The organism is Bacteroides sp. 51, from assembly GCF_010500965.1.
Lineage (GTDB): Bacteria > Bacteroidota > Bacteroidia > Bacteroidales > Bacteroidaceae > Bacteroides.
This window is the reverse complement of the sequence record NZ_QVMI01000021.1, coordinates 1-15198: the sequence shown is the minus strand read 5'-3', so window position 1 is coordinate 15198 and position 15198 is coordinate 1. Positions and strand designations below refer to the sequence as shown.

General features: G+C 40.6%; 9 protein-coding genes. 6 read left to right on the top strand and 3 right to left on the bottom strand.

Annotated elements, in window-relative coordinates:
* Window positions 1–40: 40 nt before the first annotated feature.
* From D0T87_RS15720 to D0T87_RS15710, 3 genes are all read left to right on the top strand, one after another.
* A complete protein-coding gene (locus D0T87_RS15720) occupies window positions 41–2011 on the top strand; it encodes a RagB/SusD family nutrient uptake outer membrane protein (RefSeq protein WP_239063709.1) in 1971 nt (656 codons plus the stop codon).
* 22 nt (window positions 2012–2033) lie between these two features.
* Window positions 2034–3209 (top strand): Ig-like domain-containing protein, encoded by a 1176-nt coding sequence (locus D0T87_RS15715; protein WP_163176094.1) that lies wholly within the window; start codon window positions 2034–2036, stop codon window positions 3207–3209.
* Window positions 3210–3321: 112 nt separating this feature from the next.
* Window positions 3322–7353 (top strand): hybrid sensor histidine kinase/response regulator transcription factor, encoded by a 4032-nt coding sequence (locus D0T87_RS15710; RefSeq protein ID WP_239063707.1) that lies wholly within the window; start codon window positions 3322–3324, stop codon window positions 7351–7353.
* Window positions 7354–7511: 158 nt separating this feature from the next.
* On the opposite strand, the gene pelA is transcribed toward D0T87_RS15710, so the two are convergent.
* From pelA to D0T87_RS15695, 3 genes are all read right to left on the bottom strand, one after another.
* A complete protein-coding gene (pelA, locus tag D0T87_RS15705) occupies window positions 7512–9557 on the bottom strand; it encodes a pectate lyase (protein WP_239063712.1) in 2046 nt (681 codons plus the stop codon).
* 340 nt (window positions 9558–9897) lie between these two features.
* On the bottom strand, window positions 9898–11388 hold the full coding sequence (locus D0T87_RS15700) for a UxaA family hydrolase (protein WP_163176092.1): 1491 nt from the start codon (window positions 11386–11388) through the stop codon (window positions 9898–9900).
* Between the two features lie 15 nt (window positions 11389–11403).
* Window positions 11404–12471, bottom strand: coding sequence for a LacI family DNA-binding transcriptional regulator (locus D0T87_RS15695; protein WP_163176091.1), 1068 nt, complete (start codon window positions 12469–12471; stop codon window positions 11404–11406).
* Window positions 12472–12827: 356 nt separating this feature from the next.
* Between D0T87_RS15695 and D0T87_RS15690 the strand changes: the two genes are divergently transcribed.
* The 3 genes from D0T87_RS15690 (at window position 12828) to D0T87_RS15680 (ending at window position 14997) form a co-directional block, all read left to right on the top strand.
* On the top strand, window positions 12828–13871 hold the full coding sequence (locus D0T87_RS15690) for a sugar kinase (RefSeq protein WP_163176090.1): 1044 nt from the start codon (window positions 12828–12830) through the stop codon (window positions 13869–13871).
* Window positions 13872–13904: 33 nt separating this feature from the next.
* Window positions 13905–14264, top strand: coding sequence for a four helix bundle protein (locus D0T87_RS15685; RefSeq protein WP_163176089.1), 360 nt, complete (start codon window positions 13905–13907; stop codon window positions 14262–14264).
* Between the two features lie 61 nt (window positions 14265–14325).
* Complete coding sequence (locus tag D0T87_RS15680) at window positions 14326–14997, top strand: bifunctional 4-hydroxy-2-oxoglutarate aldolase/2-dehydro-3-deoxy-phosphogluconate aldolase (RefSeq protein ID WP_163176088.1); 672 nt, start codon at window positions 14326–14328, stop codon at window positions 14995–14997.
* The last annotated feature ends 201 nt before the right edge of the window (window positions 14998–15198 follow it).

The following is a 15198-nucleotide window of genomic DNA, read 5'->3' as shown; positions in this document are numbered from 1 at the left end:
CAATACAAAAATGAAAAATATATATAAAATTTTACTGGCAATGTTCATAATTACAACGGTATTCACCGCCTGTAATGATGATTTTATGCAGCAAGATCCGGTAGATAAGATGGCCGATGGGACATTCTTTACGAAAGAAGACGACTTGTCTTTGTATTTAGATGGACTATACCAATATTATATAATTGGACATGGTAGGGGCGAAACAAATGTAACTACCGCAATAAAAACTTTCTTGGGTTTAGCCGGAGGTGGAAGTCCTATCGTTTATAGCGATATATTCAGCGATAATGCTGTTTATGCCGGAACCACTCCGGATGGTAAATTGGCAGGAACTTACGAAACGCCTAATACTGCTCCTGCGTATTATGATGCCCCATGGGAGTGGAAAAGCTTGAGAAAAGTCAATTATTTCCTGAATCATTATCAGGAAATTAGCGTAACAAATCCCGATGACCTGAAAAAATGGGCGGCGGAAGCCTATTTCTTCAAAGCAATGGATTATTATACCAAACTATTGGCGTTGGGCGAAGTGCCATGGCTTACCAAAGAATTATCTTTGGATTCACCAGAACTGTACGGAGCCAGAACACCACGTGTTGAGTTGGTTGATAGTATAATGACTTGTATCAATTTTGCGGTGGACAATTTACTAGACAACGCTGAGCCAGCCGACCGTGTGAACCAAGATCAGGCGTTATTCCTGAAAGCTAAGTTCTGTTTGTTCGAAGGCACATTCCGTAAATACCATACGGAACTGAATTTGCAGTCCACCGCAGCCAAATTCCTGGAAGAAAGTGCGAAAGCCGCCAACGAGATTATAAGCAAAGGGCGTTATCAACTTTACAAAGATGCCAGTGCGACAGATTCTTATTGGCAACTTTTCTCTCAAACCGACCATCCTAGCAAGTATGGAAATAAAGAAACCATTTTGGCTCGTGTATACGATGGTGCTACAGTAGGAACAAATGTGGCTCGTTATTGGGGAATGAACAACCATACCCGTTATCCGTGTGGAGCCCCGCTAGGTGTGTTGGAGGAGTACTTGTGTATAGACGGACAACCTATTTATACCAGCGGCGCTCCCGGCAGTTACGTTAGTAACCCATTGTTTAAAGGATATGATGGCTTGTGGGAAGAACTGGATAACCGCGACCCCCGTTTAACCCAAACCATTTGCAGACCAGGAGAATATGCTTCCGTATTTGACTATGATGCAGGAGGTAAATATGGAATTGAAGAGGTTGGAATTATATATCCTCGTATCACTCAAGATACAGGAGGAGGGTCGCCAGATAAAAAGTATAATTCAACAGTGACTGGTTATCGGTTTATCAAACACTTTCTTCCCAATAAAGGGATATGGGATGATAACCCTAAAGGAAAGCAAACCGCACACATATTCCGCTATGGAGAATTATTGTTGATCTATGCCGAAGCCAAAGCTGAACTTGGAACAATAACAGATGGCGATTTAGACCTAACTGTAAATGCTTTAAGAGAAAGAGCCGGGTTTGACTTCGTTAAATATCCGAAAGCTAAATTGAGCTTAAGTAATATTCCAAACGATCCGCGTCTCGATGCTATTTATACCGAAAAACTGGATTACTCTGTTCCGCCTATCGTTCGTGAGGTAAGACGTGAACGTCGTGTTGAAATGATGATGGAGGGCAAAAGATACGAAGACCTGATGCGTTGGAAAGCAGGTAAGTTATTTACAGTACCGTTGAGGGGTATGAAAATGACTGCTGTAAAAGAAGCACTGTATGACGGAAGAATTGATAAGGTAAATCCTGTAACCGGAATTAAAGAAACGGCAGCGCCTAAGTATCAGAAGAATATAAATACATTTGTCGATTCTGAAGGGTTTATCGTACCTTGGGCACAATCCCCCCGCGTAATTGATGGAGTCTTGCCATGGGATGACCGTAGGTATTATTTCCCTATACCATTAAAAGAATTGCAACTGAATCCAAATCTGGTACAAAACCCGGGCTGGAAAAAGAATTGATAGATAATTAAAACTTATTGCAATGAAGAAAAATATATATTTACTTATAAGTATCATCTCATTATCACTGGCATTCTATGGATGTAGTAATGATTATGATGATGTAAGAAATGGAAATATCTCAGTGAAAGGAGTTGAGGCCGATAGCGACAAGAAATTCATTCGGATGGAAGATAATAAAACGCTTCAACTAGAGGTTTTTGTTATGCCACAGGATTTGACATCCAAAGTAAAATATTCACTGACCGGAACTACGACAGGAGCAATTGAAATTACTCCTGATGGGCTCATTACGCCACTGGTAAAAACACCAGCCGAAGGTGAAATTCCATCGCCTTTGGGAATAGATACAATAATAGTATCTTTGGAAAAAGATCCCAATATATATGTGAAATATCCTGTGAGGGTTTACAGTCATATCGTTTTGGTATCAAGCATTAACCTGGGGTCGTCAGGACAGTATTCTGAAATTGAGGTAGGAAAAACGTTCGATCTTAGTAAATTCGTAACAATCAATCCAAGTAATGCCTCTGATAAAACAGTGTCCTATTATTCAGAAGATGAATCAATTGCAACAGTAGATCAAAATGGGGTGATAACAGCTGTTGGTGAAATCGGAGAATCGACCAGTATCTTTATTACATCCAATGACAGAGGTAAACAAACGGCCGAATCCAAAATGACAATTATTGCTGAAGCTCCTATGTATGTTGAAATGCCGATGAATGCTGGTATGTTGTCTTCCAATCTGGAAACTAAAGAAGGTTCATTGGAAGCATTGTTGGACGATAAGAACTCAACCTTCTGGGCGCCTGATATTTTGAAACGTCCAAACTATAGCCCGGCATGTTATTTGGATATCGACTTTGGAGAGGTGATAAAATATTCACAGTTATATTACAGGCACCGAAGCCTAAACTATGGACATTTGCAATGTTACATATTTACCTTGCAAGGCAAGAAATCGGCATCTGATGCATGGATTGATCTAGGTACATATGAAACCCAGGAGCTGCAAGTCGAAAAATACCAGGTATTTGGCCTCGGAGAACCGGAGGATGAGAAATTCCAAGAAATTCAATACCTGAGAATCAACTTTGTCAAGGGGCATCTCAGAGCTGGTAAACCAGACTGGAACTACGAAGAAGATGGTAACGTTTCAGTAGGCGATATCAAAGTCTATGTATATAATAGATAGGAAAATCGAATAAATTTGATTAATTTTAAGCAGGATACTACTAAAAATGTATGTATCCTGCTTATTCCGTTTCATAAAGGAGTCGCCTAAACCATTTTAATACAACCTGCTTATGTGTATAAAGAATCTGAATTCTATTTTCTTTCTTTCATTCATCCTTCTGTTTACATGTCAATCCATTTATAGTTCCGAGAACTATAAATTCCGAACCATGTCGCCCGATGGTGGTTTTTACTATGATGGCGTAAAAGCTATCGAACAGGATGAAAATGGGTTTGTATGGATAATGATGGACTATGAACTGTATCGTTTTGACGGATTCGAATACAAAAGGTTTTATCCCTACTTTGCTGCCATCAGCGATACTACTCGATGGGTTTTCGATACTATGGCATCCGATTCATATGGTAATTTATATGTCAATACCGACAATGGTATTTACAGTTATACGCCCATTACCGATACTTTTAAACGCTTATCCGACAAAGTGTCAGATATACAAATTGATAAAAATAGTAACATATGGGTGCGGAAAAACAGCAAATGGGGATTATTGGAAAAAGATGGAACCTTTGATGAACCACTCGTTGACGGCGATTCAGTAGCTTTTATGAACACCAACATCTGCATATACAATAGTGAAGTATATGCTTTTATTCGACATAAAATATATAGGTACAATCCGGCAAAACATGAATTTACTATATGTCAGTCGCTACCCAATGATGACTCCGGCATTGTGCAAGCCTATGCTCATCAAGGGAAATTATGGGTAAACACCGATAAATACGGACTATATAAAATAGACCTCTCCACCTTTCAGATAGAAGATTATTATGGATTAATTCCCGAAGTGAACAATAATACCAGAAGAAGAAATCTTTTTATCGACAAGAGAGGGAACTTATGGTTCATTACGATTAACGGCTTGTATATATTGAACCCCCAAAACCAAAAACTTACTCATTACACCCATTCGGAAACAGATCCGTTTAGTTTACCAAACAATTCCATCTGGTGCATTAATGATGACAGGCAAGGTAATGTATGGTTAGGCACATATTCGGGGAAAATCTGTTATATTAATATCAATGAAAGCCATGCCTTTAAATCGTACACTCCGCAAAATAGTGAATTAAACCATGTACTGGCAAGCTCATTTGCCGAAGATCGGAAGTATTTATGGGTAGGCACAGAAGGTGGGGGAATTAACCGTATTGATAAAGAAACCGGCAGTTATTTTCATCTTACTATAAATAATGGACTAAGCTACAACAATGTAAAGTCTATGGTGGTTGATAATCATCAGAATCTATGGATCGGGATGTTCAAAGGTGGATTGGATTATTACCAGCCGAAAACGAATGCCATACATCATTTCCAGAATATAAAAGATAATCCCAATTCTTTATTGGTAAATGATATCCGTAAAGTTATCCTCGACAATGATTTAGGCTTATGGATTGCCTATCAACACTACAAGCCTCAAATATCTTATTTTTCATTTGATACCCAAACATTCGAACACATTAACCTGATAGAAGATAATAGTGATAGTTTTATATTCGATATTTTAAAGCAAGGAGAGAAATATTTGTGGGTAATTACCAACAAACATCTCTACAGGGTAGATACAAAAGATAAACAGGTAGAAAAAATGGCACTCAATGGGGCTATCTATATGGGGCTTTATACATTCTGTCTGGATGATTCGGGAAATATCTGGATCGGAACGATTGCCAATGGATTGATAAAATTTGATACCAACACATCTTCTTTTGTTTTCTTGAAAGATTATATATCAAATACAATCTATTCAATTTACAGTATATGTTATGATAACGAAATTATATGGATGGGTACAGATGATGGTCTGTATGCCTATAATATAACCCAAAATAATCTTCAAAAGTTTGATAAGCGGGAAGGTACTCAAGGACAGGTTTACTATCCATTGGCTGTGATGAAAGGACAGGACAATAAACTATACTTTGGCGGAACAAACGGGTTTACTATAGTTGAACCCCGCGAAATATCCCGCAATAGATACAATCCCAAAGTAATTATCTCCGACTTCTATATTGATCATAAATCAGTTCATGCCGATTATACGCTGAAAGATTCCCTTCCGGTGATAACATTAGATTATGATCAGTCTAATTTTGGTTTCCGGTTTTCTTCCGACAACTACCACATACCCGAAAAGAATCTTTTCAAATACAGGCTTCTGGGGTATGATGAGAACTGGATTGAAACCACTGCTTCAAACAGAACCGCCATGTATTCTAAAGTACCTGCAGGTACGTATTCTTTTGAAGTTTATACAGCAAATAATGACGGTATATGGGGAGATACTCCCAGTGTATTTAAAATAATAAGAAAACCAGCTCCATGGTTTAGCTGGCCCGCATATGTTGTATATTTCCTGATTGTTATAAGTATTGCATTTATCATTATCCGCTATTATATCGAAAAAAAGAGACTCAAGATGCAACTCTATCTGGAGGCCATAGAGAAAGACAAACAAGAGCAGATTCATCAGACACAGCTTCGCTTTTTTACCAATATCTCGCACGATTTCAGAACACCTCTTTCTCTGATTATTGCTGCACTTGATAAATTGAGGAAAGAGGGGCTTAAAGAATATTATTACAGGATATTAAATGGTAATGCACAGCGATTACTAAATTTGGTTAATGAATTAATGGATTTCAGAACAGTGGAAAACGGCAAGATGAAACTATCTTTGGAACCTATTAATATCAATAACTTTATTACCGAAATAGCTGCCGACTTTACCGATTATGCGGAACAAAGGAACATTGATTTCAAGGTAAAATGTGATATCCGGTTACCTAATGATATTTATCTGGACAAAAATGTGCTGGGAAAGGTGGTTATGAATCTGCTGAATAATGCATTTAAATACAGTCCGGAAAAAGGATGTATTACAATAGAAATCCGGTCCGGAGCAGAGAAATATGTTTCAAAATATGGTAACAGCTATAAGATAGGAGACGTTTCGGGTTATGAAACATTCAGTATGATTGTTAGCGATACCGGGGTAGGGATATCAAAAGAATCCATTAGTAGTGTTTTCGAAAGGTTCTATAAAGTAAATACGGTGAATACCGATTCGCATCTGGGAACGGGTATCGGATTGGCACTGGTAAAAAGTTTGGTGTTATTGCATAAAGGAAGTATAACCATCTATAGTGAAAGAAATTGTGGAACTGATTTTGTCATTGATCTGCCTGTTGATTCAACTATTTTTGCCGAGTCTGATTTTAAAGTCGAAAAAGAGGATATAAACTATCAAACTGAAAACGAGGAAATTATCAATGCGGAGGAAATGGGTGAGAATATTTTGACTTCAACTAAAAAAAAGATTCTTATAGCAGAAGATAATGAAGACCTGAGAACCCTTATTGTGGAATCATTGTCCGATGATTTTAATACATTTCAGGCACCGGATGGATTGGACGCTTCCAAGCTGATTGCCGAAATAGACTTTGATCTTATAATCAGTGATATCATGATGCCCCATAAGGATGGCGTTTCGTTATGTAATGATGTAAAGAAAGATATCCATACATCCCATATACCTTTTATTCTGCTCACTGCAAAAACCAGTCTTGAAAGTAGAATTGAAGGGGTTGACTCTGGGGCTGACCTGTATTTTGAAAAACCAATCGATCTTGACTATCTTAGATTATCCATACATAATATATTTAAAAACCAACAGCTGCTTAAAGAGCATTACGCAAAAAATTATTATGCTGATAGCAGTGAACTGTCATCTAACGAGCAGGACAATAAATTTCTAAAACATATTACTGATTTTCTGGAACGAAATCTGGACCAATCCGAAATGGATGTGAATCTGATTGCCAGTGAGCTTTCTATGAGCAGAAGTAAACTATATACTAAAGTAAAAAAACTCACAGGTAAATCAGTCGTAGAATTTGTTTTAAATTACCGGTTACGAAAAGCTGCAAGGCTGATTATTGAAGAGAATATGACTATGAGGGAAATAATGATGCAAATCGGAATAGAAAGTCAGCCCTATTTTACTAATTCTTTCAAGAAAATGTTTGGCGAAACACCTACTTCTTTTGCGGCGAAACACAAGAAGAAAAAATGAGATAGGTTCTCTCAGAAAGGTTTCCCATTTGCTGTAGGGGCGGTTCGTGAACCGCCCAAGCCGGAGGAAATAGCTTTCAGTGTGTTATCGGGCGGTTCGCGAACCGCCCCTACAATATCATTGACTTTTTGGATATCCTTTATTTTATCTATAAATTTCTAATAAGCCAACACATACCAAAGATCCCGAACACGTTGTTCTGGGTCCCACTTACCATTGAATGTCCACCGGGCGGTGATACCATGAAACTCGGGAGCATTTTCAGCCTCTTGCAGGTTATTGTTAAGCCAACCGCTGTGACCTCCCTCGCGGCTGCAATCGTAGTAGTAAGTGCGTTGTCCCCACGGACAAGGATCGAGCACTTTATCCGAGTATGCATAACTGATGTTGCTATCAAGTACTTTGTCCGATAGTTTGCAATGGAGAATAAAGAATTGCGAATCGTGATGATAGCGACCGAGAAGAGTAGGAGATTTTGCATCAAAAAATGAGTTGGTGACTACCAGTTTCTTGCTCTTTTCGCCTCGGCCGTCATGCCAGATCATTGCGCGGCTATCGCCGTAGAAGTGGCAGCGTGTGGCGTAGCACCATCCACGAGGACAGAGGAAATCTACACCCGGGCAACGCAAATTGAGGTCGGCATGATAATACATTCCGTTACTTCCCGGAGCCCAAAGCGAGAGGGCATCGTTTCCATCGGCCCATACATTGCTGTTAATAACGATGGTGCGTGTGGCGCGTCCGAAGATAGACATCTGGTGCGTAGTGGTGTTCTCAATCGTAGTTCCGTAGTTATTATACACCGTCAGTCCGCTGATAACACAGTCATCCGCACCTTCCTGCAATACGATTACCCCATTGCCTACAGGACGTCCGCGATATTCGGTAATGGCTCGTGTTTTTGCCGTTTCAGCCAGTACGATTATCGTACTGTCGCGATCTTCACCTACGAGAACAATGTTGGGGCGGTCGATGATGACCTTTTGGTTATACGTACCTTTTGATATTAAGATTTTGAAAGGCTCGGTTGGTGTTTCAGGTGCTTTGCTAATGGCTGCTTGTATACTTTCTCCGGTTTTTACCACCACATCAAAGTCTGTGCGGTGAACAGTTGGTCGGCGATACATTTGGATGAGTCCATTTTCGTTAGCTCCTTTGGTCTTGAGATTTATATTCACTTTATGTTTCGGATCATATTTATCCGCCCAGGTGTCATACATAGAGAAAAGCTCGGCTGGACGACTGTTATACCAACTATAACCGGTACGGCGTTCTATTCCGATTTCCTCCAACCTGCGCCGTGGCACACCATCGCGGTCGCAAACAAATGGTTCGCAATATTCCAAATCATAATACCGGGCCCATATTGGACCAGCTTGCGGGTCTTCCACCAGACGGACGTTGCGCTCTTCTCTTGTCTGTCCCGTACGCTCGTAGCGTAAACCGGTGAGTTTATAAGTGTCGAACCACTTCATCGCTCCGTGAATAGCCTGTTTTACATTTGCGTTGGGCTTTGGCAAACTCATAAGCAGGCGTATGATAGAAGCAGTTTCCGGTGGGCAATACGATGGCAGCTCGAAAGCGCGTGCCGGAGCTGGTTTCAGTGTTTCTCGGTCGTGCTGCTGACACCATATGGTGCGCTGGCCATCTACTATAATCTGTGTGGCTAATATACACTCAATCCCTTTGTCGAAAGCCTTCGAGAGTTGTTGACGCATTGCTTTATCGGTCAGGTTACCATCGTAGGGAGGTTTTGCATCCATTACGTTTTGCAATATCTCCAATGTGTTCACCATGGCATTATCATTAAACGTGATATGCGTTTGATAACCGCGTGTTTCGGGCCAGAATTGAGGCCAGCCGCCATTCTCGTACTGGCCACTCAATAAATATTCTATCCCCAACCGGAAAGCGTCGCGATAACGTACATCGTTTGTTTGTTGGTACAGACGAGCCAGATAGGTCATCTGTATTGATGTTGCATTGTTGTCGGTTGTCGAGTCGTCATGGCGCGATTTATCTTTTAATACCTGCGCCAATTCTTCACCACTCATTTTCCGGGCCATGTCTATATTCTTAGGCCATCCACCTGTACAACGTTGATAGGCCAATACCTGATCGCCAATACGACATGCTTCTTCAGTTTTAAAAAACTCATTGTTTGTTTCGCGCAAAGGGTTTCTTCTCGGCATTTGCTGTCCCATTGCTAATAGAGATGTCATCAGGCAACATATCAGGATGACGACACCATACATCTTTCTGAAAATAAAGAATTGTTTCATGCTTCCACTTTTTAGATACAATTTTGTAGATACAAATAAAACCTTTTATTTTGCTTTTGTATTCTAATATTTGGTGCTTTTGGGGGACTTTTTAGTCAGAATACGTTTGGGTGCATTCTTTGTTTCTGATAAAGGGAGAGTTGGAGGATACCATAGGGGCGATTCGCGAATCGCCCGATTTTTATGTGGCATGTTGCCGTGGGCGGTTCACGAACCGCCCCTACAATATTGATTTTTGGACAGTTCAAATATCGTTGTAATTCTACAACGTTACCCCAGTTTTAAATATCGCAATCTCGCGATATCCTTTCTTTTCATTGTTAACAAGTTCACCACTTGCTACTCCAATGATGTAACTGATAAAACGTTTGCAGGTTTCTTCCATTGGTTCACCATCTACAATGACTCCGGCATTGAAATCAATCCAGGTGGGTTTCATGTTGAACAAAGCCGTATTGGTTGAAATTTTCATGGTTGGAACGAAAGTACCGAATGGAGTTCCGCGACCAGTGGTAAATAATACGATATGGCATCCGGCAGCAGCTAAAGTAGTTGAGGCTACCAGGTCATTACCCGGAGCAGACAACAAATTAAGACCTTTTACCTGTATACGTTCTCCATAAGGAAGTACACCCGATACATAACTCTTGCCACACTTCTGAGTACATCCCAATGCTTTTTCTTCCAATGTAGAGATCCCTCCGGCTTTATTGCCTGGCGATGGGTTTTCGCCTACAGGCTCTCCATGAGAAAGGAAATATTCTTTGAAATCATTAATCAAATGCACAGTTTGGTCGAATAAACCTTCGTTCTTACAACGATTCATCAGGATTGTTTCAGCTCCAAACATTTCAGGCACTTCGGTCAATACGCTGGTACCGCCTTGTGCAATCAGGAAATCAGAGAACATACCCAATAATGGATTGGCTGTAATACCCGAGAAACCATCGGAACCACCACACTTCAAACCAACACGCAGTTCGCTCAATGGAATATCGGTACGGACATCCTTGCTGGCTTTTTCGTACAACTCGCGAAGCAGTTTCATTCCTTCTTCGTATTCGTCACCTACTTTCTGGGTTACCATGAAAGATACGCGATCCTGGTCATAATCACCCAGGAACTCGCGGAATACGTCCGGTTGATTATTTTCACATCCCAACCCAACTACAAGCACAGCACCTGCATTGGGGTGAAGCACCATATCACGCAAGATTTTCTTGGTGTTTTCATGGTCGTCTCCCAATTGCGAACAGCCATAGTTGTGTGGATAAGCTACGATAGCATCTACACCTTTACCTTCGGTTTCACGGCGAAGACCTTCGGCCAACTGATTAATGATGCCGTTTACGCAACCTACGGTAGGGATAATCCAAACTTCGTTGCGGATGCCCACTTCGCCATTCTTCCGGCGATATCCTTTAAATGTCAGGTTTTCCTGTGGGATATCTAAAGAAACTGAAGTCGGGTGGTATGTATAATCCAGAAGTCCTGCCAGATTGGTCTTGATGTTGTTCTCGTTCATCCAGTCACCCTGTTTCTTGGCAGTTGTAGCATGCCCGATGGGATAACCGTATTTAATTATATCTTCTCCTTCGGCAAAATCTTTCAGTGCGAATTTATGTCCGGCAGGTATATCTTCGTTAAGCGTAGTAGTTACTCCATTAATGGTAACTTGTTCTCCTGCAGGTAGATCTACGATAGCTACTGCTACGTTATCAGCAGGATTTATCTGTAAGAACTTTGTTTTCATGATAGTCTAATCTTATTAGTATATTTTTAAGTAAAAATCTATATTTTCTGAATTCAACAAATCTATTGGCATATAGTTTATAGCGGTAACTTCTTTCTTAAAGATGAGGTGATCGCATAATGTTTTTATACCGTTAAATCCTTGTACCTCCGGTTGTTGGGCTATCAAGAAAGAGACACTACCTTGTTTCAGACAAGCCACATTGCGTTCCAGTAAGTCATAGCCAATAAGGTTGAACTGCTTTTTGTTTCTTTCCAGAAGATATTCTCCAACTGTGTACACTTTGGAGTTGAATGTAATGCCACTGTTTACTGTAGGGTGCTCACGGAAGAAGTCATCCAGCATTTTATTGTCATCGGCAGGGCGCTTAGCATGTAGATTAAGTTCCAGAATCTGACAGTCCGGATGGTGTTCTTGCATATATTTACGGAAACCGATTTCCCGGTTCTCCTGTTGATTTGACCCAACAATACCCTCGTTGATTTTGCGGAAGAGCATAATCTCATTCGGATTTCCGGCAAGCATCATCAACATACGCGCTGCAAAATACCCGCTTTGTCCGGAATGTTGTCCGAAGAAGGCGAGGGCAGGAATGTCCTTGATATTTGAGTCTATATATATATAAGGTATATCTTTAGACTTTAGCTCATCTGTAAAGCCTTGCGTATACGCTGCAATAGTGGGGGCGAAGAGTACCCCGTCGGGCTCACTGTCTAAAATAACCTGGCTTGCTTTTACAAACGCATTATAATCGTATGGGTCGTAATAGCTGATTGTAGCGGATATATTGAAATCGGAATAGTTCTCGAGCGCTTCATGGATTCCTTTTTCAATATCTGTCCAATACTCGCCTTCCAGATGCATGGGCAGAAGGCAGGCGAATGCATACTTTTTATTGGAAGCCAATGCACTGGCGTACATGTTTGGATGGTAGTCCAACTGTTTGAGTATCTTTTCCACTCTCAGGCGACTCGCCTCTGATACTCCACTCCGTCCATGAATAACGCGGTCTACTGTTCCGACAGATACATCTGCCAGACGCGCGATATCTTTGATTCTGATTCTTTCAGGCAACTTGTTCATTTACTATTAGACGATTTACTATTTACGATTGAAATTACTATTTCATATTTACTATTAGGCGAACCAATGTACTTGGAATTACCGTTTTATAATTACGGGTTTAAATTTACTGAGTTACTTCAATCGTAAATAGTAAATCGTCTAATAGTAAATGAAAAAAGTTTGGCACAAATATATAACAATTTTTGTTATTATGAAAATTGATTGTATCTTTGTGCCCGCACACGGAGCTAGTCAAGTTTTTGATAAAAGTCCGTTAAGTGTCAAGTAATCAGTTGTTTAAGCTGGTTTTTGCTTTGAAATAAGAAATTGAAACTTAATAATATTAATAACTTATTAGATTAAAACGCAGAATTATGGGAAAAAAGGTCGTTACTTTTGGAGAAATTATGCTTCGTCTGGCTACTCCTGGTTATTTGAGATTTTCACAGGCTAAAGAGTTTACTGCAACCTTTGGCGGTGGAGAGGCTAACGTTGCCGTATCGCTGGCAAACTATGGTTTGGATACAGAATTTGTAACCCGTCTTCCTAAAAATGATATTGCACAGTCGTGTATCATGGATCTTCGTTCGCACAACGTAGGTACTAATGAAATTATCTTTGGTGGCGAACGCGTAGGTATCTACTTCCTTGAAACCGGTGCTGTGGCTCGTGCTTCTAAAGTGGTTTACGACCGTGCTCATTCTTCTATCTCTACTATTGAACCGGGAATGGTGAACTGGAAAGAGGTATTTAAAGATGCTCAGTGGTTCCACTGGACGGGTATTACTCCTGCTTTGTCGCAAGGTGCTGCCGACGCTTGTCTGGAGGCGATCAAAGTGGCTAACGAAATGGGTGTAACTGTTTCAACTGACTTGAACTACCGCAAGAACCTTTGGAAATATGGCAAAACAGCCGATGAGGTAATGCCTGCTTTAGTAGAAGGTTGTGATGTGATTCTGGGTAACGAAGAGGACTGCGAGAAAGTATTCGGCATCAAACCGGAAGGTTTCGACGTAACTGCTACCGGTGGCGAAGTGAATGCTGCTGAATTTGAATCGGTATGTACTCAGATGATGAAGAGATTCCCACGTTGCAAGAAGATGATTGTAACATTGCGTGGTGCTATCAACGCTAATCATAATACCTGGGGTGGTGTTCTTTATTCTGATGGTTCCTTGAAAATGTCTCAACGTTACGATATCACTCACATCGTTGATCGCGTAGGTGGTGGCGACTCTTTCATGGGTGGTTTGATCTATGGTTTGATTTCTTATCCATCAGATGACCAGAAGGCTCTTGAATTTGCTGTTGCAGCTTCTTGTTTGAAACACACTATTTATGGTGACTTCAACTTAGTTACTGTTGCTGAGGTGGAGAATTTGATGAAGGGTGATGGTTCAGGACGCGTCTCTAGGTAATTTACTATTTACCATTTACAACTTACCATTTGAATGACTGCTGATGAGTTATCTAAAAGGCTAAAGGTATTTGCTATACGGATTATTAAGTTAGTAGATAAAAAGCCTTCAACTCCGGCTAGTCGAGCTATAATAAATCAGATTGTTCGTTCAGGAACTTCTCCCGGAGCAAATTACAGAGCTGCTTTATTGGGAAAATCGAATAAGGATTTTCTAAATAAGTTAAAAATGGTAGAAGAGGAGCTTGATGAAACTGCATATTGGTTAGAGCTTATTATGGAATTGGAAATGGTAAAACCTGAGTTATTGCAAGACTTATATAAAGAAAATAAAGAGCTATTGCGAATCATAGTCAAAACAATATTGACTATGCGAGATAAGATAAACAAATAAATAACCTCATTTACTATACTATCAAATGGTAAATAGTAAATGGTAAATTGTAAATTTCAAGGTGGCAAGATTTAATAAGATACAAGTGCTGGGTGCAATGTCGAGCACAGGGATGGTTCCCGTTTTCTATCATAAAGATGTAGAAGTAGCAAAGGATGTGGTAAAGGCTTGCTATGATGGTGGTGTTCGTGCATTCGAATTCACTAACCGTGGTGACTTTGCTCAGGAAGTATTTGCAGAATTAGTGAAGTGGGCAGCAAAAGAATGTCCGGATTTGATTCTGGGTATTGGTTCTATCGTAGACCCCGCTACTGCTGCTATGTACATTCAGTTGGGTGCAAACTTCATTGTTGGTCCATTGTTCAATCCTGAAATCGCTAAGATTTGCAATCGTCGTTTAATCCCCTATACTCCGGGATGTGGTTCGGTTTCTGAAATCGGTTTCGCTCAGGAAGTAGGATGTGATCTTTGCAAGGTGTTCCCTGCTGGAAATGTCGGTGGACCTTCATTCGTGAAGAACGTGAAAGCTCCGATGCCTTGGTCTATGTTGATGGTTACCGGTGGGGTAGAACCTACTAAGGAAAACCTGACTGCCTGGATTAAAGCCGGTGTAACTTGTGTAGGTATGGGCTCTAACCTTTTCCCTGCCGATATTGTTGCAGCTAAAGATTGGGCTTGGATCGTTGCTAAATGTCAAGAGGCGTTCGGTTATATTGCCGAAGCTCGAAAATAAAAGTATGCCCCCGCAGAGGGTTAGTTAGTAAGGGGGCATGCTCTCTTTTGTTTAAAGGTGTTTAAAGGGGACAGACCATCGGATTTTTATCCGGTGGTTTGTTTTTTGTTCGCCCAGCATGGGTGTCTTCTAATGGGTGCAAGTCCCTCACACGCCCTAACAACGGGAAGTGTCTAGCCTTCGGCAAGGGTGTCCATCGCG